Origin of the sequence: Niastella koreensis GR20-10 (assembly GCF_000246855.1) — a bacterium.
GTDB classification, from domain to species: Bacteria; Bacteroidota; Bacteroidia; order Chitinophagales; family Chitinophagaceae; genus Niastella; species Niastella koreensis.
In genome coordinates this window covers 7,158,877-7,182,852 of record NC_016609.1, presented here as the reverse complement: position 1 = coordinate 7,182,852, position 23,976 = coordinate 7,158,877, and the positions used below count along the sequence as shown (strand labels likewise).

The window sequence follows — 23,976 nt, the reverse complement described above, 5'->3', positions numbered from 1 at the left end:
AGCAATTTAAAGCCACGAATATTTCAGCATGCGATCTTTTTTAGATACTGTTATCCTTGACAACTCTGTTAAAAGCTACCTGATGGTAGCCGGTTCTTTATTGCTTATATTTTTATTCAAACGCTTATTATCACGCTACCTGGCGGGCGTAATGTTTGCCATTGTAAACCGTGTAGTTCGCGGCGTTGATAAAGCATCGTTTGTAAAACTGGTGGTATCGCCGCTGGAAGTGTTCCTGCTCGTTTTGCTAAGTTTAATCGCATTCAATAAACTCACGTTCCCGCAGGACCTGAATGTGGACATTTACAAGTTCAACGTGCGGCAGTTTTTTGACGCCATTTCTACCATTGTATTAATCATTGTATTTATATGGTTGTTGCTGCGGGTCATGGACTTTATTACAATGATCCTGCATCACCGGGCCGATCAAACTCATGATGCGGCCGATAACCAGCTGATCGTTTTCTTTAAGGATTTCTTTAAAGTAGTATTGGTAATATTTGGCATTTTACTGATCCTGAAGTTTGCCTTTCACTATAACATCGGCAACCTGCTTACGGGGCTGAGTATTGCCACAGCAGCCATTGCCCTGGCTACCCGCGAAAGCCTGGAGAACCTGATCGCTTCTTTTATCATTTTCTTCGACCGGCCATTTACCATGGGCGACCAGGTAAAAGTGCACGATATTACCGGTACTGTAGAACGCATTGGGTTACGCAGCACCCGCATAAGGACTGACCAAAAAACCTATGTAACGGTGCCCAATAAACAGATGGTGGATAGTATACTCGATAATTTGTCATTGCGTACACAAAGAAGGGCATTAGTACAATTGAAGCTGCACGCCGATACATCTAACGATGCAGTAAATCAGTTTGTATTGCGGGTTAAAAACTATTTAACCCAGCGAAAAGATAAGGTGGAGAGTTCTCATGTGTTCCTTTCAGACATTCAGGAGAATGCCTTCATCATCCATGTTGAATTTTTTGCCGCGCCTATTCCCATAGCAGATTTTTACGAACTGCGTCAACAGATAAACCTCGCCATGATAAACCTAATGGGCGAAATGAATATAAAACTGGCTACCAAAGAAGATGGTAAGCATGTAGTTTAAAAGTTTACCAGTAAAGTTGATAAAAACAGATCTTTTCCCATGTGAAAAGAATCGTTTCGCATGCGAAAATTACAATTTCCCATTCGCCAAAGATAATTTCGCATGAGAAAACTATAACTTCTCATGCGAAAATGGTTTTTTCCCATGAGAAAAGGTTCATTTCTCAGGTGAGAAGAATTATTTCTCATGAGAAATAGACATTAAACTTACTTACAACTTCTTTAAAGTAAACTTGCTTTGTTTAAAACCCGGTTCTTCCGAAGGAATTTCAATTGTCATTTGAGTGGTTTGCAAGGAGTACAATTTCAATGACATAGTGCGGTAGGCTTTGGAGAGGCCGTCGAAAGAGGTTAATACAATTGACATGTTATTGGGACCCATTGCATAAGTGCCTTTAAACTGGGCGCTGTTTTCACTGTTACCGCTCCATAAAAAAGATTTGTCTTTATTAAAGACCAGCTTAAACCGGATGGCTTCGGCTGCCGATAATACCTTTCTAAGTTCCTGCCTCATACGAATGCTATCTGTCTTTAATACACCAGGCAATTTATTCTTTTGTTTGTAGTTTTCTACCATGTATCTAAAGCTGGCGAGGGTATCCTGAAAGTCGAGCAGGCGGTCGGTGGTTTCCCAACGGGTAACGTACCAGATGCCGTTTATTGAACTTTCGTTCACGGTTTGTGCATGGGTGTGATATGTAAAAATCAGGGTAAGAACTATTAGCAGATATTTCCACATAAAAGGCAGTTATTGGTACATGGAATTTACAGAATTTTCGCTAGGTGAAATAAAAAGTTTATGCTCAAACATTGAGTATAAATTACATAGTTATTTTTTACACTACAATGCTGCTTTTATCTCCAACAAAAATCCTTTTAATGATTGCAGGGATTGAATCATTTCAAAATGCTCCGTTGCTTTGGAGTTTTTTTTCAGGAAATCCTTCGCGCCTTCAATGGTGAGTTTGCGTCGGCGCAACAGGTCATAAATAAGCTCCAGGTTTTTAATATCGATGGGTCTGAAATGGCGGTCGCCCTTACGGTTTTTACGGGGTTGAATGATGTCGAACTCATTCTCCCAAAAACGCAATAGGGACTGGTTCACGCCAAACATTTCGGCCACTTCCCCAATGGAATAATACTGGCGTTGAAACAGGGTTTCATCATCGGGAATGTTTACCAGGTCTGCCTCGGCATCGAGGGCTTTAAGCGATTTACGCCCCCTGGTCGACTTTTTAACGGGCGCTGTGGCAGATTCTGCCACAGGAGTTTCTTCCTCGATTTCCGGTGCTTTAGCCGGTTCCGGCTCAGTTTTTAACGACTTTACCCGAACCCCCACAGAAGCTGCATTTTCCTGTTCTGCGGGCACTTCACTGAATTCAAAAGTAATCTGAGAGTAGTTGCGGTTGTCCATAAATCCAATTGATAACCTGGTAAAATTGTATAAGCTATCAAATATCGTGCAGTAAAGATACACAGGCAAAAAACGGCTGGTTCGGAGAACTTATCAACTATTCTTAAATAATGTGGAAAACCTGGTTCTATATACCTTAAAACACAGGCTGTTGGCGGTTTTCAGGGTTGTAAAAAAGTTCATAAAAAGGGACCTTAAATGAGGTCAAACCCCTTTATTTTCAGTAAATTTGCAGGATTAATTTTTTATAAACTTCATTGAGTATTCCACACGAATCTATGGCTACAGAAACTACGGAAATTCCTATTAACGCCAATAACAGTTACGGAGCAGATAGCATACAGGTTTTAGAAGGTTTGGAAGCGGTGCGCAAGCGCCCTGCGATGTACATTGGTGACATTGGAGAAAAAGGCCTTCACCACCTGGTGTACGAAGTGGTAGATAACTCTATCGACGAAGCCCTTGCCGGCTATTGTAAAAATATCGTGGTTACCATACACGAGGATAATTCTGTCTCAGTTGATGATGATGGCCGTGGTATTCCTACCGGCATCAACACCAAGGAGAAAAAGAGCGCCCTTGAAATGGTAATGACCATCCTGCACGCAGGGGGTAAATTCGATAAGAACACCTACAAGGTTTCCGGCGGTTTGCACGGGGTGGGTGTGAGTTGCGTAAACGCATTAAGCTCCAAACTGCATGTTACTGTACAACGTGAAGACAAGATATTCGAACAGGAATATCGCATAGGTGTACCGCAATATGAAGTGCGCGAAATAGGCGCCAGTTCCAAAACCGGCACCCTGGTACACTTCTGGCCCGATACAACGATTTTTACCGTTAGTGTTTATAAAAAGGATATTCTCGAGGCCCGTTTGCGTGAGCTGGCTTTCCTGAACCGGGGCATCCGGATCACATTGATCGATCTGCGCGAAAAAGACGATAACGGTGAGAGTTATTCCAAGGAATTCTACAGCGAAGGCGGCATTGTTGAGTTCGTTGAAATGCTCGATAAAAGCGCCGGCCGTACCTCTTTTCTGCCCACCGTCATTAACGTTGAAGGAAGAGATGAAGACACCAATGTGGCTGTTGAAGTGGCATTGACCTATAACGACAGTTACAGCGAACACATTTATTCATACGTTAATAATATCAACACCATTGAAGGTGGTACGCACGTTACCGGTTTCCGCCGGGCATTAACCCGCGTATTCAAAAGTTATGGCGATCGCCAGAACCTGTTTGAAAAAGCGAAGGTGGAAATTGAAGGTGATGACTTCCGCGAAGGCTTAAGCGCAATTATCTCGGTGAAAGTTCCCGAGCCGCAATTTGAAGGACAAACAAAAACAAAGCTTGGTAACAGTGAAGTAAGCGGGGTAGTTGATTCAACCGTTTCAAAAGTACTGGAAGCATACCTGGAAGAAAATCCCAAGGAAGCTAAAAATATCATTGCCAAAGTTATCCTGGCTGCACAGGCCAGGGCCGCTGCCCGTAAAGCGCGGGAACTGGTGCAACGTAAATCAGTTTTAACCGGCGGCGGTTTGCCCGGTAAACTGGCCGACTGCAGTGATCGTGATCCTGAGCGTTGCGAGCTGTTCCTGGTTGAGGGTGACTCGGCCGGTGGTACTGCCAAACAAGGCCGTGAACGCAGCTTTCAGGCAATTCTGCCACTTCGTGGTAAGATCCTGAACGTGGAAAAAGCCATGGAGCACAAGATCTACGAGAACGAGGAAATTCGCAATATGTATACTGCGCTTGGTGTAACAGTAGGTACACCTGAAGATCCCAAAGCGCTGAACCTCGTTAAGCTCCGGTATCACAAGCTCATCATCATGACCGATGCCGATGTGGATGGTAGCCACATTGCCACACTGATACTTACTTTCATTTATCGTTATATGAAAGAAATGGTTGAACAGGGTTATGTATACATTGCCCAGCCACCATTATACCTGGTTAAAAAAGGTAAAGAATCGGCTTACGCCTGGAATGAAGAACAACGCAAAGCACTGGTTGAAAAACTGGGTGGTGGAAAAGAAGAAAGCGTAGGTATTCAACGATACAAAGGTTTAGGTGAAATGAACGCGGAACAATTATGGGAAACTACCATGAACCCCAATAGCCGCACATTGAAAAGAGTAACTATCGAAAGTGCTGCCGAAGCTGATCGCATCTTTAGTATGCTGATGGGTGATGAAGTAGCGCCACGTCGTGAATTTATAGAAAGCCATGCCAAATATGCACGCCTTGACGTGTAATTAGCAAATGTGAAAATGTGAAAATGTGCAAATGAAATACAATTTCATTTGCACATTTTATTTTATGAGACATTGACTACCGTTAGTAAAGACACCATAAGTTATAAGTAATTTTTACCAGCCGTTTTGTAATTAATGTGGCCTTTACATATTCTAAATCAATGCTAAAGGAGGGGTATATAAAAAAGGCGTATATTTAAACCCTGTTTTAATGTTCTGGCCAAGATTTTGTAAGACTAGATCAACTTTTTTATAATTATACTAACCAAGTAAAAGAAGCAAATTATGTCTGAAATTACACTCACTGCATACAACGTAAAAACAAAAGAGAAAGGTGTTCCTATTCAGGATGCGGTAATTACAAAAACTGCAAAAGGTGCTTATATGGCACAGGGACATGATGGTAAAGGAAATAAATTAACCACTTTGTTGGGTGAAGCAAAAGCGTTGGAAGCTATTAAAGCCGGCATTGCCAAACAAGGCTGGGAGTAAAAATAGTGAATCAGTCAAGATAGAAGTAAGTCAAATGAGCCAGGTAATATGACTCATTTGACTTATGTGGCTGATTAAATAAAGTTCAGGTAATCATACTGGCTGCCTAATATTTTCTTATCATCTGCCTGCAGCCACTTATTCAGGATTGTTGCGTATACATTTTTGAAATCTACTTTATATTTAAGATCGCCTTCCTGCAGATCTGCCAGATCGGGCATTGCATTTAACACCCCTTTTTGTTGTAAACCCCCACTTATCAGGAACATGTTATTAGCCGTGCCATGATCGGTACCCCCACTGGCGTTTTGTGAAACGCGCCGGCCAAACTCTGAAAAGGTCATTAGCATTACATCCTGAAAACGGTTATTGCTTTTAAGGTCTTTTACAAAAGCAGTAATGGCATCGTTCATTTCGGTGAACAATCTTTTTTGCTGTCCTTCCTGTCCTACGTGGGTATCAAAACTTCCCAGTGATAAATAATATACTTTGGTATTGATGTCGGAAAAAATAAGGCTGGCGATTGTCTTCAGACTATTAGCTATATCAGTTTTAGGATATTCGGTACTGCTGGGGTGAAGGCGGCTTTGTTTAAAAATGTAATCCGCACTGCTTACCGTTTCGGCCATTGTTTTGTATAAATAATCAACCGGTTTTTCATCGCTGTCAACAGCATGGCTGGCAGCTACTTCCTTAAAATATTTTTCGTTTGAGGAATTAAATAACCGGCGGGGATCTTTCATGGCCAGTCCTTTTACATGTTCACCCTTCATGGCCAAACTTAACACATCATCAATTTCCAGTGCCTGGGTTGGTTTGTCGCAGCCTGCACACTGTGCATCGAGATAGCGGCCTAACCAACCGGTATATACATATTCATTGCTGTTGCTGGCGCTGTGCCAGATGTCCATACTTCTGAAGTGCGATCTGTCGGGATTGGGATAACCCACGCTGTTAAGAATGCCCAGGCTGCCATCGTTGTACAGGTCTTTAAAACCGGTTAATGCCGGGTGCAGCCCCACTTCATCGGTTACCAATAAAGCCTGCTCTTTTGTAATGCCCAGGCGGGGCCGCGATTTATAGTAAATATCGTTACGTACAGGTATTACGGTATTCAACCCATCGTTACCGCCACTTAATTGCATTACCACTACCACTTTGTTTCCTGGTGGAACCAGGGCTGGTTTTTCAAATGCCTTTAAAAATTTTGGCAGCATCAAGGATGCAGTAGCCAGTGAGCCTAGTTGTATAAATTCTTTTCTTTTTATAAGCATAAAATAAGTTCAAAGTTTCGAGTTCAAAGTTTTAAGTTTCAGGTTCATAGTTCTTTCTCACTTCGATATTCGACGTTCTACATTCAATATTCGATATTAACACAACTGGTATTCAGGAGTACTCATTAATTGTATCGTAGCGCTTTTAATGTAGCTTTCCCTGCTTGATGAATCTACATACTTACTTAATATTTTTTCATCAACCGGGGTAGCGCCCTGTATAAGGATGCCTGAGATTGCACTCAATAATTTTTCGCGCGGAACTTTTTCAAACTTGTTTAAATAGGTTTCCCAGTCAACTGCTGCAGAAATAACCTGTCCGCCTTTTTTGCCCATTTTACCCATACCTTTTCCGGCCATGTCTTTCATGCCCATCATTTGGTCGTCATCGTCTTTGGGCGCAAGGCCTACTTCATCATTATCAGAAATTAATTGTGGAATGCGCAGGCGGAACATCAGGGAAGAACTATCGATCCAGTTTTTACCACCTGGCCAGCCGGCCACGTTGGGTGGGTAGAATAAGACCTGACCCAGTAACCGTTGTAATAATAATTGCACCTGTTCATTTTCCAGCTTCATGGGCAATGCCCGGCGAATACCAACGATGAGTTCAACAGGTGATTTTATCCGGCAGCCAATGTTTTTGGCATCGTAAAACCAATCGCTGGTAAAGATGTCCTTCATCAACTCTTTAATATCGTAGTTGTGGTAAAAGCGATCAGCCAGCCACGTTACATGCGCTTCATCGGGCACATCGTTTACGAAATAGCGGTATATTTTGCGGGTAATGTAAGTAGCGGTTTGTTTGTGTTCCAGTAAAATGTTCAATACATCATCGCCATCGTAATTACCGGTTTTGCCTAATACGGTCTTTTCGCCATCATCGTGCTGGAACTTTCTGAATGCAAATTCACCGCTTATGTTAGCGCCCCAGCCGGTAAAGGCGCGGGCAGCTTCTTTTATATCATTCTCGGTATAGTTGCCACGTCCCATGGTAAACAACTCCATTACTTCACGGGCAAAGTTCTCGTTGGGGTGGCCTTTTTTGTTTTGATTGTTGTTGAGGAAGTTGAGCATGGAGGCACTTTTGCTCACTTCGCGCAGCAGATCGCCAAAATTACCCAGGGCGTTTTGACGGATGATATCCAGTAATTGTTGTTGGTAAAGAATATTAAGATTGCGGCTGGCAAAATGCCCATGCCAGAAGAGGGCCATCTTTTCGCGTAGTTGCTGTTCGCTGTTCACCATCTGGTTCAGCCAGGTAATGTTGAGGCTTTTAATATCCTCCCTTGACTGCTGGCGCATTTTTCGGCGCTGGCCCTCATCCAGGTCGCGCTTTTGCGCATTGCTTACTTCCTTTACGCCCATCATAAGCCCTTTGAAGGCGTTATCGGCCACATCTATCATTTCGGGGCCTTTGGCAGAAGCTTTAAACAGGGAATTAATGTAGGATTTATTTGTGGCGGTTGCCAGTTGCTGGTATTCTTCAGCCATAGGGCCAAAGCCGGCGCGCCATAAAAGGTGTTGATTTTTCAACTGGGGTGTTACAATCATTACTGGGCGATTTGCCCTGTGACCACCCCGTTTGTTAAAAGTTTAACGAATTGTTTTAAATTAATATGGAGCATGATAACTACCTGATCCTTAATATAATTATTTGCAGCTTTTTGCGGGTGAAATAAAAATGGCCCGCCATCGATGGCGGGCCTTTCTGAAGGTGAAAATATTTTATCCTTTATTGCCTAGCAAAAAGCGGACACCGATATTGAACTGAGCTTTGCCATCTGCGAAAACGCCGGCAGCAAACTGAGATGATTTTGATTTGTAATAATCGGTAGGACCGGTGGTTTTAGTACTTGTATAAGCCACACTAAACAGGTTGTTAAGTGAAGTTTCCAACATGAATTTTTTACTTACAGCAAAGGCAATGCCCGGGGTTATGCCAACTGAAGTAATTCCGCCCTTAGCGGTTACTACTATCGGGTTAGTACCGGTAGACAGTGTTCTATCATTCTTGGTGGCGGCGTATGCAGCATTGGCGTCGCCAAAAATGTATAAACGGGTAATAACCGGAAAATATTTACGTACAAAAACTCCACCACCGTAGGCGTTGGTTTTACTTTTTACAGAATTACCGTCGTTTTCTGTTTTGATTTGGTTATACAATAACTCAATACCTACAACCAGGTTATCCTTAACAGCCGTTCCTATTGATGGATTAATAGTGAGGGTAGTGGTTTTGTAAGGCTTACCATTGTAAATACCGGGGTCTTGTTTTGTTTGGTTATAGCCAATACTGCCGCCTACCCAAACAGCGCCTTTGCTGATCTGGGCCCGGGTAGTTACCATAAATGCGCAAACGAAAACGAGAGAGAGTACAATTCTTTGTTTCATATAAAATACTTTGGTTTTTGGTACCGCAAATATGTAAAACAAAAAAGGAAATACATAGTGGTATGTACTTCCTTTAGCAAATTTTTAAGTTAATATAACTTGAAGAGATATGTCGTGTGTAGTTATCAGTTGATCACTGATGCGCCGAAATAACTGTGCAGTACAGCCGGTAACTGAATACCAGTTTCGGTTTGATGGTTTTCCAGTAAGCAGGCAACTATTCTTGGTAGTGCCAGAGAACTGCCGTTTAATGAGTGCACCAGTTGATTTTTACCATTGGCATCTTTAAACCGTATTTTCATCCGGTTGGTTTGGTAAGCCTCAAAATTCGATACAGAACTAACCTCCAGCCATCTTTGCTGTGCGGCGCTGTAAACTTCAAAATCGTAGGTAAGGGCAGATGCAAACCCCATATCGCCACCGCACAATTTCAGAATACGATAGGGCAGGTTGAGCGATTGCAGCAATGTTTCAACATGGGCTACCATTTCTTCCAGTACATCGTAGCTTTTATCGGGGTGAACGATCTGTACAACTTCTACTTTATCGAACTGGTGCAGGCGGTTCAAACCACGTACATCTTTACCATAACTACCAGCTTCGCGGCGGAAACAGGGCGTGTAGGCTGTCATCTTAACAGGCAGATCGGTTTCCTTTAATAATTCGTCGCGGTAAATATTGGTAACCGGTACTTCGGCTGTAGGTATCAGGTAAAAATTGTCTTCGGTAACAAAATACATCTGTCCTTCTTTATCGGGCAACTGACCGGTACCAAAAGCAGATGCTTCATTTACCATATGCGGCGGCATAAATTCTTTATAACCGGCATTGGTATTATAGTCTAAAAAATACGCAATGAGCGCCCGTTGCAATTTGGCGCCTTTGCCAATATATACAGGGAAACCACTACCGGTAATTTTATTGCCCAGCTCAAAATCTATGAGGTTATATTTTTTTGTGAGGTCCCAATGCGGAACAGCACCAGCATGCAGGGTTGGCTTTTGGCCGCCTTCCCTGATGGTAATATTATCTTCAGGTGTTTTGCCGGGTGGTACTTTTTCAGAGGGCAGGTTGGGCAGTTTTACAATCTGGTCCTGCAACTTTTTCTCTGTTTCTGCCAACTGATCGGCTATGGGTTGCAAGGTTGATTTTAAAGCAGCCACTTCCTGTTTATAGGTGTCAGCGGTTTCTTTTTGTCCCTTTGCCATTAATTGCCCGATCTCTTTGGATGCTGCATTTACCTTTGACTGGGTAGTATCAAATTCAAGCTGCAATTTTTTCCGGTTATCGTCCAGGGATATGATCTCATCTACCAGATCAAGGTCCTTGAAATTCTTTATAGCCAGTCGTTCCTTTACCAGCGCCGTGTTTTGTCGAATAAATGCGATCTGTAACATGTGAAATCAGGTTTGCGCAAAGATAGGTTAATGTGATAATTAGCTAATGTGATAATTTGATAATGGGGTTCCCGCATTTCGGAATTGTATTTAATTATCACATTATCGAATTATCCAATTAGCTAATTGATTTGTATATGTCTGGTTTAACAATCGCCAGCATGTATTCGGGATTGGGCAGTTCTTTAAAGTCGAACTGTCGATACAGGCCATGCGCATCGCGGGTAGCCAGCATAAAGCGGCGTAAACCCTGCAGGTCGGGATGTGAAAGTATCACCTCCATCAGCCATTTGCTAAGGCCCCGACCGCGGTGGGCTTCATCAATAAATACATCGGCCAGGTAACCAAAGGTGGCGTTATCGCTTATTACCCGGGCAAACCCCACCATTTGAGCGCCTTTATAAACACCAAAACAGATGGAGCCATCAATTGATTTTTTTACGGTATGCAGGGGTATTCCTTTCGCCCAATAGGATTGCTCAGAAAGGTATTGGTGAATATATTCAAGTGACAGGGCTGTTTTGTCGGTACTGATGGTGTAGTCGTCTTTATGCCAAATCATAAGAGCAAAATTAGCTAATATGCTAATTTGCCAATGTGCTAATACTGGCTTATTATCACATTAGCTAATTATCACATTATCACATTAACTTTGCGGCATGCAGGCAAATGACGATTTACAAACCCGTTGGTGGAAGCTGGAAGAAAAGCTGATGGAACGATTTGGCAAAAAACCAGACATGGAAACCATTTTATTTTTAATAGGTATTCAGGAATTTGGCGATATAAAGGCAAAGTTTACCAAGGAACAAAAGCAGGACCTGATGCATATTGCTACCTGTTCGTTGCTGTCGCAAAGCGGCTATTACGAACTGGAAGGGGTGGATGAAGAAGGCTGGCCACATTTCAGGCAGTTAAAGGCCCTGCCTGTAATGAACCTGCCCGAACAGGAGAATTTTTTAAAAGATCATATTCTTTTGTATTTTGACCAACAGGAGTTCTAAGCATAATTAGCTAATTCGATAATGGGGGGTCCTGAATTTCGGAAAGTCTTCCAATATGCGTAATTCTTGGATTTCGGTCTTGTATTCATTATCAAATTATCACATTATCGAATTATCACATTAGCTCGTTTGGACACAAATCATACTACTTATGAATAAACTACTAGTACTACTCGTATCCCTGTTTCTGTACCATCCCTACCAGGTAAAAAAAGGCGATCTGAATAAAGATGTAGAGCTGGTGACCTCCAAAGGTACCATGGTCATCAGGTTATCGGATTCTACGCCTTTGCATCGCGACAATTTTATAAAACTGGTTAACCAGCATTATTACGATGGGTTATTATTTCACCGGGTTATGCAGCAGTTTATGATCCAGGCCGGCGACCCCAAAAGTAAAACTGCCAAAGCCAGCGATCATTTGGGCGGAGGTAGCCCCGGTTACACCATTCCTGCCGAAATAAAGCCTTATTTATTCCATAAAAAAGGCGCCCTGGCCGCAGCCCGTACGCCCGATGAAATAAACCCTGCCAGGGAAAGTAACGGCAGCCAGTTTTTCATTGTGCAGGGAAGGGTATATGACGATGCTGACCTGAACCAGGTGGAGGCCCGGTTAAATGGGTATAAGATCCCTGAAGCACATCGCGAGGTATTTAAAACCCTTGGAGGTTCCCCTTCGCTCGATACAAAGTATACCGTGTTTGGGGAAGTGATAAAGGGGCTTGACGTAATTGACAGCATCGCTGCCGTACCCGTGGGCGAAAGTAACCGCCCGGTTGAGGATGTGCGTATTATAAAGGCTACCCTTATAAAGCGACAATAATGTAACAATTACAATACGTAATTCTACACTTTCCCAAATCCGGCCCGCTGGGACTAACATAAATTTCTTAATCTTGCAGCACAAAAATTGAAAACATGAATTTTCCGGAAAATCTGCGTTACACTAAAGATCATGAATGGATTAAACTGGAAGGCAACATTGCCACTATAGGTATTACCGATTTTGCACAACGCGAACTGGGCGATATCGTATATGTAGAAATTGAAACAGTTGGTAAAGCCCTGATGGCTGAAGCTGTATTTGGTACAGTAGAAGCTGTTAAAACAGTGTCTGACCTGTATCTGCCTGTTTCCGGTACCATTAATGAGGTTAACCCTGCATTAACTGATTCTCCTGAGGTAGTTAACAGCGACCCATATGGTGAAGGCTGGATGGTTAAAATGACGGTAACCAATCCTGACGATGTAAAAGCCCTGATGGACGCTGCAGCCTATACCAACCTGGTAGGCGCCTAATAAATAAATTAAATCCGGAGCGGCTGGTATTTCGTAAATTAGAAAGTGGTTTAAGACCACTTTTTTTGTAACACGCCATACGTTCCGGGTAAACACATTGGGAATAACACTAACATATACTGAACAGGAGTTGGTGTCCCTGTTGCGTAATAGGGACAACAAGGCCTATGCATACTTATACGATAATTATGCGTCGGCCCTGTACAGTATTGTATTGCAGATAGTGAACGATGGGGAGCTGGCCAATGATGTTTTACAGGAGGTTTTTGTAAATATCTGGCGCAGGATTGAGCAGTACGACATGAGCAAGGGCCGCCTGTTCACCTGGATGATGAATATTGCCCGGAATGCCTCTATAGACACCCTGCGGTCGAAGGGTTACCAGAACAGCCGCAAAAACCAATCCATTCAGGACAACGTAGATACCATACAGGTCAAAGATGTGATCCAGCCCGGGGTTGATACGATCGGGTTGCGAAAAATGCTGGAAAAATTAAAAGAGGAGCAACGGGTATTGATTGAACTGGCTTATTTTAAAGGATATACGCACGAGGAGATTGCTGAGCAGGAAAAAATACCGCTTGGCACGGTGAAAACACGTATCCGGAATGCACTTATTCAGTTAAGGGAATATTTGAAGTGAACATACAGGAATACATATCAAGTGGCATAGTGGAAAGCTATGTTTTGGGGCTCGCAGAAGAGGCTGAACGGGTGCAATTTGAACAAATGTGCACCCAATATGCCGAAGTACGCGCGGCCCGGGATGCTTTTGAGCTGTCCCTTGAACAGCAGGCCCTGGCGGGTGCTGTTGCCACTCCTGTACAGCTGCGGGAAACCATTTTGCAGCAATTAGCCACAGAAATGGCGCCTGAAACCAGCAGAACTGCTCCGGTGGTTCAAATGCGCCCTATCAGGCGCACGGCTATTCCTATGGCCATGCGGTATGTTGCTGCCGCTGCTATTGTATTGCTGGTTGGCAGCGCCGGCTTAAATATTTATTATTTCAATAAATACCGCGATTACAGCCAGCGGTACGATCAATTGCTGGCCCAGCAAACCGAACTGGCTAAAAACAATAATGCCATGCAAACCCGCATGAGCAACTACGAGCAAACCATCCAGGGGTTAACCAATCCTTATATGGCCAGGGTTACCATGGAAGGGAAGGGCGTGCCCAATAATGCCAGCCCCGACCCGGGTAGCGTGGCGACCGTTTTATGGGATACCCGCACCAAAGATGTTTACCTGATGGTAAATAACCTGCCAATGCCCGAAACCGGCAAACAATACCAGTTATGGGCCATTGTAGACAATCAGCCCGTTGATGCCGGCATGCTGGATATGAGCCATGGCCATATGATGGTTAAAATGAAAAACATCCCCCGCGCACAACTTTTTGCCATCACGCTTGAACAGCAGGGCGGAAGCGCTACTCCTAAAGGTCCTATGTATGTTATTGGGAAAGTTTAGGAAAACGGCTCAAGGCTGAAGGCTTAAAGCTGAAAGCAAATACACCACTTCGCGGTAACCCGGAACAACGAACCGGGAACTCTGAACTGAGAACTCTGAACCCTGAAACATGCCTTCCCATCCAGTAAAGTCATTCTTTATTCTGCATATTCTTTTTTGAACTATCTTTCCTTCACTTATGATGCGTTTTGTTAAAAGACTTTGTTCCTGGAAGGTTGTTCCATTTGCCTGGACCGTTATTACCATTATTTTACTGTGCCTGCCGGGCTCTGCCATTCCCAGTACCGGTGTTTTTTCAACTAAAGGGATTGACAAAGTAGTGCATACCATCTTGTTTGGTGGCATTGTATTGTTATGGGCATTCAACCTGTATTATCGTCGTAACGACAAATCAAAATGGCAGGTGATTATTGTCTTACTGACACTATTCAGTATAGGATTAGGAACTGGGTTAGAATTTCTACAACGCGATTACATCCCCAATCGCAGTTTTGACGGCTATGATATTGTTGCCGACTCCACTGGCGCCATCCTGGCTGCTTTATATCACCTTTTTGTAAGAGTAAAATAGAAGGGAAAATCTGTAAATCAGTTAGTTATATACAAAAAAATAGCCCCTGTAGAAACAGGGGCCGTAACCAAAACTAACTGCTTATGAGAAAATTGACTGCTTTGTGTGAGTCGTTAAAAAAGAACTTTATTATATAACGCAAATCGGATGCCATTAGTATAGATGAGCCCGTTAAAGTAAGATTAAAAGGAACCATCTTGTTGTTTGGAAAAGAACTTGCGCGATAAATTTCTAATGCAAAGGAACTACGTATTTCCAATATTTCATCCATCCGTTAATACTTTTTGTAAAACGTTAACATTCGCGTGTTTTCAGAATTAAAGTGCCGGGCACTAACACGTAAAAGTCCGCATAGCTTATCAAACGAACGTTAATTTCAGTGCCTTATAACTCATTCATTATTATTTCGGTAAAAGAAACCGTTATAACGGACAGTACTATACTAGTTAGGTGCGCCTTAAATTAATGAAAAATTAATGCAGTTTTCTTAATACTACTTTAAGGTGATTATGTGACTTGTATCAGGGTTATCAGGTATTGTGGAACTGTGTGGAACGCTTGCTATAGCTGCATTATAGCGCTTTAGCACTAGTACCGTACGTAGTAACATTTTTGTAATACGGGGCAAAATAAAAACGTCCCCCTGGTTGAACCGGGAGGACGTTTTTATTGAATGTGTTTTTTATACTATTAATCCTGTTTAGCTAACTTCTCAGCATTTTCAGCAAATTGTAATGCATCAATAAACTCCTGCACGTTGCCATTCATTACATCGTCTAAGTTATAAACGGTTAATCCAATTCTATGATCGGTTATACGGCCTTGTGGATAGTTATAGGTTCTGATCTTGGCACTACGGTCACCAGAGCTTACCAGGCTTTTTCTATGTCTTGATATTTCATCTTCCTGTTTACGTACCTCTTCTTCATATAATTTGGTACGCAGCATTTGCATGGCTTTCTCCCGGTTACCTAACTGAGTACGTTCGGTTTGACACATTACCACCATGCCGGTTGGAAGGTGGGTTAAAATAACCTTGGTTTCCACCTTGTTTACGTTTTGTCCACCCGCACCACCGCTTCGGGCAGTTTCCATTTTTACGTCACTATCCTTTACCTCTACGTCAACTTCCTCGGCTTCGGGCATAGCAGCCACGGTAGCGGCAGAAGTATGCACCCGGCCCGATGTTTCGGTATCAGGAACGCGTTGTACGCGGTGTACGCCACTTTCAAATTTCAGGGTGCCATATACATCCTCACCGGTAACTTCCAGCTGAACCTCTTTATAGCCTCCTACGGTACCTTCCGATTCGCTCAGTACGGCTGTTTTCCAGCCCTTCTTTTCGCAATAGCGCAGGTACATCCGCAGCAGGTCGCCGGCAAACAGGCTGGCCTCGTCGCCACCGGTACCGGCCCTGATTTCCAGGATACAGTTCTTTTCGTCCTGGGGATCCTTGGGTATCAGCAACCGACGAATATGGGCTTCCAGCTTTTCCTTGCTTTCATCCAGTGCAGGCAGTTCTTCCTTGGCCAGTTCGCGCAGTTCGGCATCATCGCCGTTCAGGGCTTCTTTATATACATCCAGGTCACCCAGTACTTTTTTATACTCTTCGTAAGCTATCACGATCTTTTCCAGGCTGCGGTATTCCTGGCTCATGGCCCTGAATTTCCTGTTATTGCTTACAATTTCAGGATTGGTTAAAGCAACCCCAAGGTCCTCAAACTTAGCTTTTATGGCTTCCAGCTTATCTAACATAATTTTGACTTATTTTACCAGTTACAGTCCAAAACGGTGGTAATGCGATTGGTAAGAAAGAAATGTGCTTAATTTTGACCCTTCTTTCGGACCAGCGGACCGCCCGTTTTTCCGACTGATATTAAAACCTGCAAAGTTAATTATTTCAGCGCTTACATGAATTACAGAAAGTTCACCGCCGACCATTTATTTACCGGTTCTGAATGGTTTTCAAACGGTTCTGTTTTAATTACCAGCACCGAAGGGGAAATAATTGATCTGGTACCGGCTTCGGAAGCCGGGGAGGGGGTAACGGCTTTTACCGGAATTCTGACTCCCGGGTTCGTAAACTGCCATTGCCACCTTGAACTGAGCCATATGAAGGGCATTATTCCTGAAAAAACCGGTATGGTTGATTTCCTGGTGCGGGTGATACAACAGCGCGGGTTTGATGGCGCCATCATTCAGGAAGCCATCACGGCCGCTGAAAACAGCATGTTGCAAAACGGCATTGTGGCGGTTGGTGATATTTGTAATACCCCTAATACGGTAGAACAGAAAAAGAAGGGCCGGCTGCTGTATCATAATTTTATTGAAACCATGGGTTTTATTGAGCATACTGCTGCGCAGCGGTTTGAAGCGTCCCGGGCCGTATATGAACAGTTTGCCCGGTTGTACCGCAACCCTACGGAATCCAATTCCATTGTGCCGCATGCTCCTTATTCGGTTTCACCGGCATTGTTTCAGCTAATCACGCATTTTCCCGGTAATCACCTGCTGGCCATCCATAGCCAGGAGAGCGGGGCCGAACGGGAGTTTATTGAAAAAGGCACCGGCGATTTTCACCGCTTGTACCAGGCGCTGAATATTGATATTTCTTTTTATAAACCGGCCGCTGCAAAAAGCCTGATGGCGACCCTTTCGCACTTCCTGCCCAATCAATCGCTCATCTTAGTGCACAATACGAATACCAATAAAGAGGATCTTGAATTTATTGCCAATTCTCAATTGCCAATTGCCAATTTGTTTTTCTGTTTATGTCCTAATGCAAATGAGTACATCGGCAATCCTTTGCCCAATATTGATCTGTTGCGTGAATACAGGGCATCTATTGCTGTTGGAACCGATAGCCTGGCCTCGAACCACCAACTGAGTATCCTGGCCGAACTGCAAACCATTCAGCAACACTATCCGCATCTTGAAAAAAGCGAGTTGTTGCAATGGGCAACGCTCAATGGGGCGAAGGCATTAGAGTTGGATGACGTTATTGGAAGTTTTGAAGCTGGAAAAACACCAGGGGTCCTTGTTATAAGTGAAGATCTTTCCAGAGTTGAAAGAGTTCTTTAGTTATTAAGTTATTAGGTTTTTGGGTTCAGGCGTTCTGTCTTTACTTTCTCATTCCTAATTTCCCTGTTTTTCATTTTTTATTTCCTTATCCCAACACTTCCTGTAAAACCGGCAGCGTCTTCATAGCTCCGAAATCTGCAAAGTGTAAGATATAATACGTTTGATACGCATGTAGCAGGGTGCGCCGCGTTTCCTGGTTAAGTTTTATCTGTGATAGCTCATGCGGCTGCATTACCTTAAGTAGTTGTGAAGTAATATAGCTGTAAGGATATGATAAAAAATGGGGATGAACCGGATGCTCGTGTACAAATTCTCCTTCCTGTAAATCGAGATAGGGGGTTTGTTCGGAATACTTATCGCTGAAGCGGAACCCGTAAAACGAAGCCAGGTGTAATGCAAAGTACAAAGGGAAATTACCGGCTACCTGAATATCGGCTTTATCAAGATGCATAAAGGCATCTTCTGCGAAGTAAAACAATTCAGGATTCGCCTCTGGTTGTTTAAGGGTTTTCGACAATAATTCTACCATGAACAACGCCACGGAATTTTTTACCACATCAAAAAAGATGTTCTGGTATAAATAGCCCCATTTAAACTCGCGCAGGCGTTGCAGGTGATGCAGCTCATTATGATAAGCAGTAAGATCAAGTATGGCGCCGGGTTGAAACAGGTTGGCTTTGCCGCTTCCTTTTTTGCTGGATGTACGCACTCCGTTTACTATATACGATTGTATGCCGAACAATTCAGTGAAAATAGTGACGATAACGCTGGTTTCGCCATACTTCACGGTTCGTAATACAATGCCTTTGGTATTGTGGAGTGTCATTTTTGAATAAATACAATTTTGGTAACCAGTTTTTGTTGGTGCGCTTCGTCGCTTGTTAACACCAGGTAAACACCGGATGAAACAGAACGGCCATTATAGTCTTTCCCATTCCACACAGCCTGGCTGCCGGCTGCTTTTGTTTGATATACCAACCGGCCATTCAGCTCGGTGATCTTTACAATACCATTACTGGCTACACCCCTGATGGCAATAGTGCCGGTATAACCCGGTGGTACGGGATTAGGGAATACCAGTACCTCGCTATTGGTTTCGGTTGTTTCTGTAGCCGTGCTGCGAAATGAACAAATGCCTTTGGCCGTGGCAAAAAATACTTCCCCGGTTTTACCATCAATGGCAATCTGTTTTACATCATTGCTCAACAGCGGACTGGTACTTTCGGTAAACCGGTAAATGACCTTACCGGCATCGGGGCTTAACAACCATACGCCATTTTGGGTGCCCACCCATTTACGATCTGCGCCATCCACGGCAATGGTTTGCACCTGTTCATCGCTAAACAAATATCCTGCAAAGTTATCCTGCTGTACAATAGGCAACACTGCTTCGCAGCCATTGTTTGTCACAGCCTGCTGTGTGCATTGTATAACGCCAATACCTTTGGCAGTGCCTACCCAAATAAAGTTATTTTTATCTTTCGCAATGCACCGTACATCATTATCCGGCAGGTTGCCGTTTCCTTTTCCGCTGCGGTAGAATTTCCATTGGTCATCTGCGGGGTTGTCGATCGTTTGGCCGTGATTAAAACAGGCAAGTCCATTGCCCTTTGGCAATACTATCCATTTCTGGTTATTATCATCGATCACTATTTGCGAAACGGCCTGTTCGGTAAGGGAAAAAGGAATAATAAACGACTGCCAACTTCCATCGGCTTTTTTCACCAACACCGGGTTTAAGCCACCGTAATTTGCTACCCATAAATTGTTATCGGCATCCAATGCAAGGCCACTTACCCGGTAGCTTTTTGAATTAAAGTACGCAGGTTGTATGGGTGAATTTTGTTTGAAGATGGTAATGGAATTATCTTTTTTGATGTTCACGAGCCCGCCGCCAAACGAACCGGCCCATACACTTTCACCAGCGGGATCGGCGGCTACCGCTACCAGATCTGTCAGGGAATCGAGTTTTGAAAAGCGGTTATTGTTATAATAATCCCAGTTGTTATTGGCGAAGGCAAACAACCCGTTTTTATTATTAAGCGGGTCCCAGTTGGCGTTTACGCTGCCTGCTGTTACCCACAGCGTGTTGTGCAGCACCTGCATAGGACCGGTAGCTACAGAGGGCGGCGCATCGGGCAGTAAACGGTTGAATGCGGCGCCGCTGTAATTTGACAACCCTGTCAGCGTATCGGCAATAAAGTATTCGTTTTGATAAAGAATTGCCTGGCGTGGCGCTGCAGTGAGTTGGGCGTCCTGGATAGTTTGTTCGGTTGATCCGGTGGGGGTAAGCACTACTATGCGGCCGGTGTTGTTATTGGTTTCGCTGAGGAGTATTTTATTAGCCGATACGGTACAATTTCTAATTGTCCAGCCATCGCGATACAATACACTCCAGGTACTGCCATTCTGTAACCACAATGTATCATTTCTTACTGCCACCACATTGTTTTGAATGGAAGCCAGTGCCTGTACATTGCCGGCAGGTAAACCATTGCTGCCCGATACCAGCTGCCAGTTACGGAAATCGGCCAGGTTGGCGTTGGTGGGTGCTTTCTTCAATCCTTCGCTGGTAGCTGCGTATATTACATTCGCGGTGCTGGTAACAGCGTTTATAGCCACTTTTGTTCCCCCGGCGCCGATGATGTAAGTATCCTTTATTTCGTATTTATCAAGATTGATCACCACAATACCAATGCCAGTTGCCAGGTACGCCAGCTGCTGATCTATGAATACTGTTTTTATGCTTTTATCACCCGCTATAGCGGCGTTTTTTAAGGAATTAATATTGATAATCCTGTCTTCAACCAATACATCAATATTGCTGTTATTGTAGGCAATTACCAGGCGCTGCCCATTGGGTTCGGCGCCAATAGTGCTGATGCCGGTTTCGGCCAGGCCATTGGTGCGGCTCCAGCGTTCAATGGTGTTATCGGCCACATCAACTGAAAATAAACTGTAGGGGGTAGCGGCCCATACTTTACCGGTGGTGTAAGTAACACTGGTAACCTGTTGATAGGGTAAGTGATCGCGCCATTGACCAATAGGCTGCAATTGTGCCAGTGAAACGAACGGAATGGTGAGCGCTGCGCAATAAAAGGCCAGGATCCGTTGTTGCATAGTTTTCAAAGGTAATTATATGTGGTTGAATTAGTAATATACAAGGCGCGGGCCAGTTCCCGGGACAAGATGTCATATTATTAAAAAATAATTCCTTAAACCCTTGAAATTAAAAGTTCGTTAGTGAGTTATAGGTGCGGCAAATAAACTTCCTGAATCCTGTTAAAATGAGTTTCTTTGCTGCCAATAATAATATTCTTAGCAGTAAATTCTATATTCTACATGTGGGAAAAAATCGCCCGGTTTATTTTACGGTCTCGCTGGATGTTATTGATCCTCTTACTGGCATTAACCGGTTTCATGGGCTATCACGCTTCCAAAGTTCAAATGAGCTATGAGTTTGCAAGAGCAATTCCAACCGATAACCCCAAGTACCAGGCCTACCAGGCATTTCGCAGTCAGTTTGGCGAAGATGGCAACTTGATGGCGCTTGGTATCACCACCGATAAATTGTTTCAGGCGGATGTGTTTAATGATTATGCGGCACTGGCCAAACAGATAAAAGGAGTGAATGCGGTTGAAGATGTACTGAGTGTACCGGCTGCCACCAACCTTGTAAAAGATACTGCTAATGAAAAATTAAATGCCGTACCGGTTTTCCCCAACAGGTCACTTACACAAGTGGAACTGGACAGCATGTCAAAGATCTTTTACAGTTTACCATTTTACCAGGGCCTGTTATTCGACCCTGCATCGCATACCTATATGATGGGTATACGAATTAATAAAGACGTTTTAAATTCAAAAGGAAGAAATAAAGTAGTTGCTGAAATTGTTGCCATTGCCGATGCATTTGGTAAAAAGCATAACCTGGAAATGCATTACAGCGGGTTGCCATTGATACGTACCAACCTGGCTACCAAAGTGGCTTCTGAAATGCAATGGTTCCTGCTGGGTTCACTTATTCTTTCGGCAATCATCTTACTAATCTTCTTCCGCAGCCTGAGCGCCACCCTGATGTCACTGGCAGTGGTGATAATCGGCGTTATATGGTGTATGGGAACTATTGAGTGGTTTGGCTATAAGATCACGCTGCTCACCGGCGTAATACCGCCATTGATTGTGGTGATTGGTATTCCCAACTGTATCTACTTCCTGAATAAATATCATACGGCTTATAACGATATCAACGGTGACATCTTCACCAACGAAAGCAGAAAACGCGTGGCTTTAACTGCCATGATAAGCCGCATGGGTATTGTAACCCTGTTTTGTAACATTGCCGCCGCCATTGGTTTTGCAGTGTTTGGCCTTACAAAAAGCGCCGTGCTGAAAGAGTTTGGGATTGTAGCCGGTATCAACATCATGGCCCTGTTCTTTATCTCCATCATGTTTATACCAGCTGTGCTTAGCTTTTTACCCGATCCTAAAAAACGGCATACAAAATACCTGGAGAACAAATGGCTGCTGGCCATCCTGGATAATCTTGAGCGCTGGTCCTCCAATCACAAAAAACTGATCTACAGTGTTACCGCCATTGTATTACTGGTATCGGTAGCAGGTATGTTCCGGTTGAATTCGGTAGGATATGTGGTAGATGACCTGCCAAAAACTGATAAGATCTATAAGGACCTGAAGTACTTTGAAGAACATTTCAAAGGAGTGATGCCGCTGGAAATTGTAGTAGATACCAAACAAAAACAAGGCTTGCGGCGTAACCCGGTACAAACGTTTGCCCGCATAGATTCGTTATCCCAGTTTATTGCCGCCCAGTCTGAAATGGCCCGCCCGCTTTCGATAGTAGAGGGGTTGAAATTCGCCCGGCAGGCTTATTACAATGGCGATAGCAGCGCCTACAAAGCACCCAGCGAAGCCGATCTGCTCTTTTTATCACAATACCTCAGCGCCAAAGCATCAACCGACAGCAATGGTAAACAGAACAATTTTAACCGGGTGATAGCTTCCTTTATGGACAGCAACCGCCGCATGGCGCGCATCAGTGTAAGCATGAAGGATGTGGGCAGCAAACGTTTGCCCGAGTTGATAAACACCATAGAGGACCGCAGCCGGCAGTTATTTGATACCGCCAGATACCATGTTGAGTTTACCGGTACCAGTGTTACCTTCCTCGAAGGCAGCGCATTCATCATAAACGGGTTGAAGGAAAGTATTTTATGGGCCTTCCTTTTGATCGCCCTTTGTATGTTGTACCTGTTCAGGTCGTTCAAAATTTTAATATGTTCGCTCATTCCCAATATTATACCGCTGATTATTACGGCCGGTGTAATGGGGTGGGCCGGTGTAGCCATAAAACCTTCCACCGTGCTGGTGTTTTCGGTAGCATTGGGTATTGCCATCGACATCACCATCAGGTTCCTGGTGAATTACAAACAGGAAATGTCGATAAACAATAAAAAGACCTCACAGGAGCTGGTAATTGACACCATTCACAAGACCGGTATCAGTATTATTTATACTTCACTGGTGCTTATAGCCGGGTTTGTGATCTTCTGTTTTAGTGGATTCGGCGGTACACAGGCGTTAGGCTGGCTTACGTCGCTAACGCTCATACTGGCAACATTGACCAACCTGATATTTTTACCGGCCCTGTTGTTAACGCTGATAAAAAAGTAAGAATCTAACATTTACTGAGTAAAAAGCTTTACTAAATATATAACTGAAAGTGAGGGTGCCTCTTAACAAAGAAGCACCCTCACTTTTTTTGGTATTTTCATGGTGCATTAACCAGCAAAATGTTCAAATAAGCTCAAATTGTGTTTTATTTGCATAACTGTTGCGTGATATAAAAATTAAGCTTTATATACATGCGAAATTTCAAATTCATGATAAGAAACTTACATATTGATTAGTAAAAAGCAGCACTTATCATTAATTTATGTCCTGTTATAGGCCTGTGAGTCACAAAACCAAAACAAACTGACCAGAAATGAGAAAATTAAAATGGCGTATCCGTGCCCGTCCCGCAACTTCCGTATTCTTCACCCTATACCCGAACCATCTTAATTGTATAATAGTACAACAAGATACCGCCGCCGGTGCATTTACTGGTGGTTGCATCAATAAGGGGATGTGATTAGCACTACCGGCGAGAAAAAAAGCATGATTATCAACGTTTAGGTTTCCTT

Annotated in this window: 21 protein-coding genes; 11 read left to right on the top strand and 10 right to left on the bottom strand. The window is 43.5% G+C overall.

The annotated features are described in order from the left end of the window. Positions 1 to 28: 28 nt before the first annotated feature. Positions 29 to 1,114 carry a mechanosensitive ion channel family protein gene (locus NIAKO_RS28370; RefSeq protein ID WP_049815626.1) on the top strand — a complete coding sequence of 362 codons (1,086 nt, stop codon included), beginning with the start codon at positions 29 to 31 and terminating at the stop codon, positions 1,112 to 1,114. A gap of 210 nt (positions 1,115 to 1,324) precedes the next feature. Here the strand turns inward: NIAKO_RS28370 and NIAKO_RS28365 are convergent, their stop codons facing one another. Both NIAKO_RS28365 and NIAKO_RS37280 read right to left on the bottom strand, forming a co-directional pair. Continuing rightward, positions 1,325 to 1,852: a hypothetical protein gene (locus NIAKO_RS28365; RefSeq protein WP_014221901.1), complete on the bottom strand. Its 528-nt coding sequence runs from the start codon at positions 1,850 to 1,852 to the stop codon at positions 1,325 to 1,327. Between the two features lie 102 nt (positions 1,853 to 1,954). Next, complete coding sequence (locus NIAKO_RS37280) at positions 1,955 to 2,527, bottom strand: MerR family transcriptional regulator (RefSeq protein ID WP_014221900.1); 573 nt, start codon at positions 2,525 to 2,527, stop codon at positions 1,955 to 1,957. Between the two features lie 278 nt (positions 2,528 to 2,805). On the opposite strand from NIAKO_RS37280, the gene gyrB reads away from it, so the two are divergent. Beyond that, entirely contained in the window at positions 2,806 to 4,785 is a 1,980-nt protein-coding gene (gene gyrB / locus NIAKO_RS28355) for a DNA topoisomerase (ATP-hydrolyzing) subunit B (RefSeq protein ID WP_014221899.1), read from the top strand. 285 nt (positions 4,786 to 5,070) lie between these two features. Next, a complete protein-coding gene (locus NIAKO_RS28350; RefSeq protein ID WP_014221898.1) occupies positions 5,071 to 5,277 on the top strand; it encodes a hypothetical protein in 207 nt (68 codons plus the stop codon). A 74-nt stretch (positions 5,278 to 5,351) separates the two neighbouring features. On the opposite strand, the gene NIAKO_RS28345 is transcribed toward NIAKO_RS28350, so the two are convergent. The 5 genes from NIAKO_RS28345 to NIAKO_RS28325 form a co-directional block, all read right to left on the bottom strand. After that, a complete protein-coding gene (locus tag NIAKO_RS28345) occupies positions 5,352 to 6,551 on the bottom strand; it encodes a DUF1501 domain-containing protein (protein WP_014221897.1) in 1,200 nt (399 codons plus the stop codon). A 96-nt stretch (positions 6,552 to 6,647) separates the two neighbouring features. Beyond that, complete coding sequence (locus NIAKO_RS28340) at positions 6,648 to 8,105, bottom strand: DUF1800 domain-containing protein (protein ID WP_014221896.1); 1,458 nt, start codon at positions 8,103 to 8,105, stop codon at positions 6,648 to 6,650. Positions 8,106 to 8,279: 174 nt separating this feature from the next. After that, positions 8,280 to 8,945 (bottom strand): outer membrane beta-barrel protein, encoded by a 666-nt coding sequence (locus NIAKO_RS28335; RefSeq protein ID WP_014221895.1) that lies wholly within the window; start codon positions 8,943 to 8,945, stop codon positions 8,280 to 8,282. Positions 8,946 to 9,070: 125 nt separating this feature from the next. Continuing rightward, positions 9,071 to 10,342: a serine--tRNA ligase gene (gene serS / locus NIAKO_RS28330; RefSeq protein ID WP_014221894.1), complete on the bottom strand. Its 1,272-nt coding sequence runs from the start codon at positions 10,340 to 10,342 to the stop codon at positions 9,071 to 9,073. 118 nt (positions 10,343 to 10,460) lie between these two features. After that, entirely contained in the window at positions 10,461 to 10,904 is a 444-nt protein-coding gene (locus NIAKO_RS28325) for a GNAT family N-acetyltransferase (protein ID WP_014221893.1), read from the bottom strand. A 97-nt stretch (positions 10,905 to 11,001) separates the two neighbouring features. Here NIAKO_RS28325 and NIAKO_RS28320 point away from each other — a divergent pair, with 97 nt between their 5' ends. The 6 genes from NIAKO_RS28320 (at position 11,002) to NIAKO_RS28295 (ending at position 14,689) form a co-directional block, all read left to right on the top strand. Continuing rightward, a complete protein-coding gene (locus NIAKO_RS28320) occupies positions 11,002 to 11,346 on the top strand; it encodes a hypothetical protein (RefSeq protein ID WP_014221892.1) in 345 nt (114 codons plus the stop codon). A 151-nt stretch (positions 11,347 to 11,497) separates the two neighbouring features. Continuing rightward, positions 11,498 to 12,169, top strand: a complete 672-nt coding sequence (locus tag NIAKO_RS28315) for a peptidylprolyl isomerase (protein ID WP_014221891.1) — start codon at positions 11,498 to 11,500, stop codon at positions 12,167 to 12,169. A 95-nt stretch (positions 12,170 to 12,264) separates the two neighbouring features. Further along, entirely contained in the window at positions 12,265 to 12,645 is a 381-nt protein-coding gene (gene gcvH, locus NIAKO_RS28310; RefSeq protein WP_014221890.1) for a glycine cleavage system protein GcvH, read from the top strand. 97 nt (positions 12,646 to 12,742) lie between these two features. Further along, positions 12,743 to 13,288 carry an RNA polymerase sigma factor gene (locus NIAKO_RS28305; protein WP_014221889.1) on the top strand — a complete coding sequence of 182 codons (546 nt, stop codon included), beginning with the start codon at positions 12,743 to 12,745 and terminating at the stop codon, positions 13,286 to 13,288. A 29-nt stretch (positions 13,289 to 13,317) separates the two neighbouring features. Then, complete coding sequence (locus NIAKO_RS28300) at positions 13,318 to 14,118, top strand: anti-sigma factor (protein ID WP_133055309.1); 801 nt, start codon at positions 13,318 to 13,320, stop codon at positions 14,116 to 14,118. A 178-nt stretch (positions 14,119 to 14,296) separates the two neighbouring features. Further along, the gene (locus NIAKO_RS28295; protein WP_014221887.1) at positions 14,297 to 14,689 is read left to right on the top strand and encodes a VanZ family protein; all 393 of its coding nucleotides are present in this window, start codon (positions 14,297 to 14,299) and stop codon (positions 14,687 to 14,689) included. Positions 14,690 to 15,379: 690 nt separating this feature from the next. Here NIAKO_RS28295 and prfA read toward each other — a convergent pair. Next, entirely contained in the window at positions 15,380 to 16,444 is a 1,065-nt protein-coding gene (prfA, locus tag NIAKO_RS28290; RefSeq protein ID WP_014221886.1) for a peptide chain release factor 1, read from the bottom strand. A gap of 156 nt (positions 16,445 to 16,600) precedes the next feature. On the opposite strand from prfA, the gene NIAKO_RS28285 reads away from it, so the two are divergent. Further along, positions 16,601 to 17,770: an amidohydrolase family protein gene (locus NIAKO_RS28285; RefSeq protein ID WP_014221885.1), complete on the top strand. Its 1,170-nt coding sequence runs from the start codon at positions 16,601 to 16,603 to the stop codon at positions 17,768 to 17,770. Positions 17,771 to 17,855: 85 nt separating this feature from the next. Here NIAKO_RS28285 and recO read toward each other — a convergent pair whose 3' ends face one another. Together recO and porZ are read right to left on the bottom strand one after the other, a co-directional pair. Next, complete coding sequence (recO, locus tag NIAKO_RS28280) at positions 17,856 to 18,596, bottom strand: DNA repair protein RecO (protein ID WP_014221884.1); 741 nt, start codon at positions 18,594 to 18,596, stop codon at positions 17,856 to 17,858. Next, a complete protein-coding gene (porZ, locus tag NIAKO_RS28275; protein ID WP_014221883.1) occupies positions 18,593 to 20,890 on the bottom strand; it encodes a type IX secretion system anionic LPS delivery protein PorZ in 2,298 nt (765 codons plus the stop codon). Before porZ ends, recO begins: the two co-directional genes overlap by 4 nt. Before the next feature lie 222 nt (positions 20,891 to 21,112). Between porZ and NIAKO_RS28270 the strand changes: the two genes are divergently transcribed. Then, positions 21,113 to 23,464 carry an efflux RND transporter permease subunit gene (locus tag NIAKO_RS28270; protein WP_014221882.1) on the top strand — a complete coding sequence of 784 codons (2,352 nt, stop codon included), beginning with the start codon at positions 21,113 to 21,115 and terminating at the stop codon, positions 23,462 to 23,464. Positions 23,465 to 23,976: the final 512 nt, after the last annotated feature.